The organism is Nonomuraea lactucae (assembly GCF_003313395.1).
GTDB classification, from domain to species: domain Bacteria; phylum Actinomycetota; class Actinomycetes; order Streptosporangiales; family Streptosporangiaceae; genus Nonomuraea; species Nonomuraea lactucae.
This window is the reverse complement of the sequence record NZ_QNFZ01000185.1, coordinates 1-4178: the sequence shown is the minus strand read 5'-3', so window position 1 is coordinate 4178 and position 4178 is coordinate 1. Positions and strand designations below refer to the sequence as shown.

The following is a 4178-nucleotide window of genomic DNA, read 5'->3' as shown; positions in this document are numbered from 1 at the left end:
CACGGCGGGGCGCACCTGGCGCGGCCCGGCGGCGCGCTCGGCCTGGCGTTTGCCCTGCCCGGCGCGGGCCTTGCGCGGCTTCTTCACGCGCACTCGGGCGGGGCTGGTGTGCCACACGCGCCCGGAGAAGGTGACCGTCTCGGGCTCCGCGACCGGCGACAGGCGGTACCAGGCCCGGGGCTGCCCCAGGTAGCGCAGCTGCGACTCCAGCAGCTCGGTGAGCCGCTTGCCCTCGATGACGGGCCGGGTGGACAGCCAGGTCACGATGCCGGGCGGCACCAGGAACAGGACGTGCCACGGCATCTGGACCGGCACCCCGACGAGGACCAGCAGGAGCGACCACGGCACGAACACGCCGACGAACACGCCTATCCAGACGATGGGAAGCGGCATCGGCAGCCGTAGGTCGTACAGCTTGTAGAGCCGCTTCTCGATGCGCCAGATATTCGTGTACGTGGGCAGGTCCACGCCGTCCTCCTCTCCGCCCGCTCGTTCATGACCGCCGCGCGGCGGTCTCAACCCTTTACTTGATGCCCAGTGCGCCCGCGATCGCCTTGGCGGTCACCTCGATGATGTTGGGTACGTAGAAGATCACACCTATGGCCACGGCCAGGATCAGGAACTGGACGAATCTCGTGATCTCGCGGGTGAAGAGGAAGAAGAGCGCGACCACGGACACGACGACGAGGAAGAGCGGGGCGAAGAACGCGCGCAGGAAGCTGGCGAGCCCTTCGGTGTTGACGCCGGTCGGAGTGGGTGTCGGCGTCATTTCGATCAGGTTGAGCACTATGGTCTTCAAGATCACTTCTTGTCCTCCCGGGGGGTGCCGATCAGCAGCGCGGTCGTGCGTCTATCCAACGGCCCGACCGGCGCCGCGGATGTCGTTGACGTACCACTTGTCGCCCTGCTTCTCGACGGTGAGGCGGTAGACCTGCTCGATGCGCGCCGCCGTCGCGCTCGGGTCGGTGGTGGCGTTGGGATCGGCCTGCGGCGTGGTGCCCGGCACGACCCACACCACCACCGCCTGGACCTCCCGGGTGGCACCCCCCACAGGCACCACGAGATCCTGCAGCCCGCCGAACGTGAACGCCCCGCCGAAGCTCGGCAGGGTCTTGCCGACGGCGAGGTAGCGCTGGAGGCTGGCCGTGTCGCCTGAGGCGTAGTCCTTGAAGAAGCCCTCCAGTTGGGGCTTGAGCTCGGCGGTCGCCACGTCGTCGATCTCGGGCTCGGCCACCTGGGGCAGGTCGGCGGGCGCGGGCGCGGGCAGGATCGCGGGCCTGCCCGAGACGACGAACCTGCCGCCCGCGTCGTCGCCGGAGTAGTAGATCGGGACGGACAGCAGCAGCCTGCGCGCCCCCGACTGGAAGGCCACGGAGACGACGGCGTTGCTGGCGTCACCGGCCTTGATGTCGTAGGGCTGGATGGCCACGGCCGCGAACTTGCCGTTGCCGTCCCAGCCGAGCTGCGGTTGCATGCCCTCGGCCAGGAAGGCGGTCAGCTTGCTGGCCCTGCTCGCCGCGTCGGCGGGGCTGAAATTCAGGTAGACGCCCGCGAACTGCGCGGCGAAGGCCATGCCCCGGCCCGTCGGGAATCCGTCGCCCGCCTCGGCGACCTCATTCGGAGCGGGGGTATTCGGCTGAGTAAACCGCTCAAATGGTGCACGAACCCCATTAACCACAATTACTACGATAAGCGCCCAGAGAATGACGCGGCCGGTCCACACGAGCCAACGCCCGCCACCACCGGACCAGCGGCCGCGGCGCAGCCTGCGCGGCGGCGGCTCGTCGAAGCCGGACGGGTCCGGGGGTGCCGAAAGCTCGGGGTCGCCAGCGATCCGAGGACCGTGCTGGACGGTTGACCTACGAGCCATCACGCCTCCGCTCGCGCCCATCCCCCCGGAGGGCGCGGTGTCGTCCGTTGCCGATCCCCATGATCCGTGGTGAAGCAGTCACCCTATCCGGTCTCCGCCATTGTTCCAGGAAAGCCACGCCCATGCTGCAGGCATCGCCGTCTGGGGGCAAACCGAGAACGCATGACACGGCGGACTGGGAGCAGTTGTCCGAATCGCACCGAATCGGCGCGTGACCAGGCCAGACACCCGACGCCGCATAACCATGGGGCCAGAAGTTCCTGTCCGAATGGCGTTGGGACTGTCGCGACCCGCGTATTTGGTATAAGAAGCGGCGAGCCGCGTACCCTCCGGCACGCGGCCCGCCCCTGTCCGGCCGGTCAGGCCGGCTCGGGGTCCTGGGCGGGCGGGGAGTGGCGCCTGGTCTGGATGTCCACCACGGACGCCGATGGCTCATGCTGGGCCGGCACCGCCCGCTCCAGGAAGTCGCGCAGGTCCGCGAGCAGGGCGGCGGCGTCGCCGTCGCGCATCCGCGCGGCGAGTTGCTCGCGCTCGTCCACCTTCCTGCGCAGGTACGCCTCGCGGTTGACGCGCAGGCCGTACATGAGCTCGACCCGCAGCAGGGCGAGCTCCTCCTCGAGGCTGATGCCCGTGAGCGAGGGTACGGGACGTCGTTTCCGGATGATGCGACGGATCATGAGGGCCCTCCCGAGTCAGCGTGAACGCCGTGACGATTCGACGCGCGGGGCCCCAAAGTGGTTGACGCCTCATCTGTCCCTCAGACAGGCATCATCCGCCCTCAGGACGGGGCTCAGACGTTGAAGCGGAGTTCCATCTATCTGCGTATCAGCCTGGACCACACGGGAGAAGGGTTGGCAGTCGAACGGCAGCGCGCCGACTGCGAGCGGATCGCCCGTGAGCGTGGCTGGAAGATCGTTGCCACCTACACCGACAACAGCATCAGCGCGTCGGACAAGGCAAATGTGCGTCCCGACTACGACCGCATGGTCCGCGACTACTCCAACGGCAGGTTCGATGCCGTTATCTGCTGGGACCTCGACCGTCTGACTCGCCAGCCCCGACAGCTTGAAGACTGGATCGATGCAGCCACCGAGCCCGGTCTATTACTCGTGACCGCCAACGGCGAAGCCGATCTATCTACGGACGGCGGACGCCTGTTCGCCAGGATCAAGGCATCGGTCGCACGCGCTGAAGTAGAGAGGGCCAGGCAGAGCGCCGCACAACGACAGCGTGCCGCGATGGGCCGGCCCCCGCGAGGCGTTCGGCCGACTTGGGTGGCCCGCGGTTCCAATTGCATCTCGGCGAGTTCGTCGCGCACGCCGCTACGGCGTTCGTCCGGTTGACGTGCCGAACCGGCAGATGATCTCCACTGTCTCTGGGGCGAACGTCTTGCGCCCCCGTGGAGCGGGATAGAGGCGCACAGTACAGAGGGTGTCGATGACAGCTCGTGTTTCGGCCAGAGCGGCGTTGTCGAAGGCATTCACCGGAGACTCGGCGCGTAGGACTGCTCCCGAAGGACACCAGCCGGTCGCGGTCGTCGTGCGGGTACAGCCGAGGCGCCCGGTCGGTCCCCGGGCGCCTCGATCATGCGCTGGCCGACACCCCTTCCAGCTCCTGACTGAACTCTTCTGCGTCCCAGCGAGGATGGCCTCTATTTCGGGCAACGCGAGGAGTCCCCGCCAGACGCGAGCCGCGGCGCTGGGCGACCCGGCGGTCATCGGTGCTGTGAGCTGCATCCATCGCGATCCCACCGGACAGTCGCAACGGCTGCTGCGCGACTCCGAGGCGCCCCTGAGCGCGGCGGCCCGGCAGGTCGGCTGCGCTTCGGAGTTCGCCTTCGCCAACGACTTCAAGCGTGAGTACGGCATCGCACTCGGCAAATACCGGCGACAAGAACGTACAACAACGTAAGAGCCGCCTGATTCCCCTCCGTGCTGGGCGAACCTCACGGCGGGACCGCCCGCGCCATCTCGACGCCGTCAGCGTCAAGGGCAGGAGGTCGTCCGCCACGCGCCCGCGCGCTCGGGCTCGGGCTCGGGCGGGGTGTTGTCGGCCGGGCTGGCATGCAGGGCGGCGTCGAGGCAGCGCCTCAGTGCCCAAGCGTCCTCGCGCATGAGAGCCATGCGGTTGTCGCCCGCGCCGACCGCGAGCCTGCAGGGAGACGACCGGCCTGCGGCAGCCCGCGGCAGCCCAGGGCCGGCGCGGGCTGACCAATGCTGGTCGGACGAGGCGTAGTAAGTCTTCGAAGGTCTTGAACACCGAGACGTCCTCCTGATGCGGTTGACGGGCTTGGTGTCCCAAAGACGCA

At 68.3% G+C, this 4178-nt stretch carries 7 protein-coding genes; 2 read left to right on the top strand and 5 right to left on the bottom strand.

All coding sequences use genetic code 11. From position 1 onward, the window contains the following. The 4 genes from DQW85_RS11975 to DQW85_RS11960 all read right to left on the bottom strand — a co-directional run. A partial coding sequence (locus DQW85_RS11975; protein ID WP_162794918.1) for a conjugal transfer protein occupies positions 1–468 on the bottom strand: 468 nt, incomplete at its 3' end. A 55-nt stretch (positions 469–523) separates the two neighbouring features. After that, complete coding sequence (locus DQW85_RS11970) at positions 524–769, bottom strand: hypothetical protein (RefSeq protein WP_205315055.1); 246 nt, start codon at positions 767–769, stop codon at positions 524–526. Positions 770–850: 81 nt separating this feature from the next. Next, the gene (locus DQW85_RS11965; protein ID WP_240197105.1) at positions 851–1573 is read right to left on the bottom strand and encodes a conjugal transfer protein; all 723 of its coding nucleotides are present in this window, start codon (positions 1571–1573) and stop codon (positions 851–853) included. A gap of 656 nt (positions 1574–2229) precedes the next feature. Continuing rightward, complete coding sequence (locus DQW85_RS11960) at positions 2230–2547, bottom strand: hypothetical protein (RefSeq protein WP_113700405.1); 318 nt, start codon at positions 2545–2547, stop codon at positions 2230–2232. Positions 2548–2604: 57 nt separating this feature from the next. Here DQW85_RS11960 and DQW85_RS11955 point away from each other — a divergent pair, with 57 nt between their 5' ends. Together DQW85_RS11955 and DQW85_RS44405 are read left to right on the top strand one after the other, a co-directional pair. Then, positions 2605–3213, top strand: a complete 609-nt coding sequence (locus DQW85_RS11955; RefSeq protein ID WP_275888197.1) for a recombinase family protein — start codon at positions 2605–2607, stop codon at positions 3211–3213. A gap of 301 nt (positions 3214–3514) precedes the next feature. Beyond that, the gene (locus DQW85_RS44405; protein WP_162794917.1) at positions 3515–3781 is read left to right on the top strand and encodes a hypothetical protein; all 267 of its coding nucleotides are present in this window, start codon (positions 3515–3517) and stop codon (positions 3779–3781) included. Between the two features lie 74 nt (positions 3782–3855). Here DQW85_RS44405 and DQW85_RS47620 read toward each other — a convergent pair whose 3' ends face one another. Beyond that, the gene (locus DQW85_RS47620) at positions 3856–3984 is read right to left on the bottom strand and encodes a hypothetical protein (protein ID WP_275888196.1); all 129 of its coding nucleotides are present in this window, start codon (positions 3982–3984) and stop codon (positions 3856–3858) included. Positions 3985–4178 lie beyond the last annotated feature (194 nt).

Bases quoted from the DNA above. Each gene is read 5' to 3' on its own strand.
- DQW85_RS11970 (WP_205315055.1), bottom strand. From the start codon at position 769: ATGACGCCGACACCCACTCCGACCGGCGTCAACACCGAAGGGCTCGCC.
- DQW85_RS11965 (WP_240197105.1), bottom strand. From the start codon at position 1,573: ATGGCCTTCGCCGCGCAGTTCGCGGGCGTCTACCTGAATTTCAGCCCC.
- DQW85_RS11960 (WP_113700405.1), bottom strand. From the start codon at position 2,547: ATGATCCGTCGCATCATCCGGAAACGACGTCCCGTACCCTCGCTCACG.
- DQW85_RS44405 (WP_162794917.1), top strand. From the start codon at position 3,515: ATGGCCTCTATTTCGGGCAACGCGAGGAGTCCCCGCCAGACGCGAGCC.
- DQW85_RS47620 (WP_275888196.1), bottom strand. From the start codon at position 3,984: ATGCGCGAGGACGCTTGGGCACTGAGGCGCTGCCTCGACGCCGCCCTG.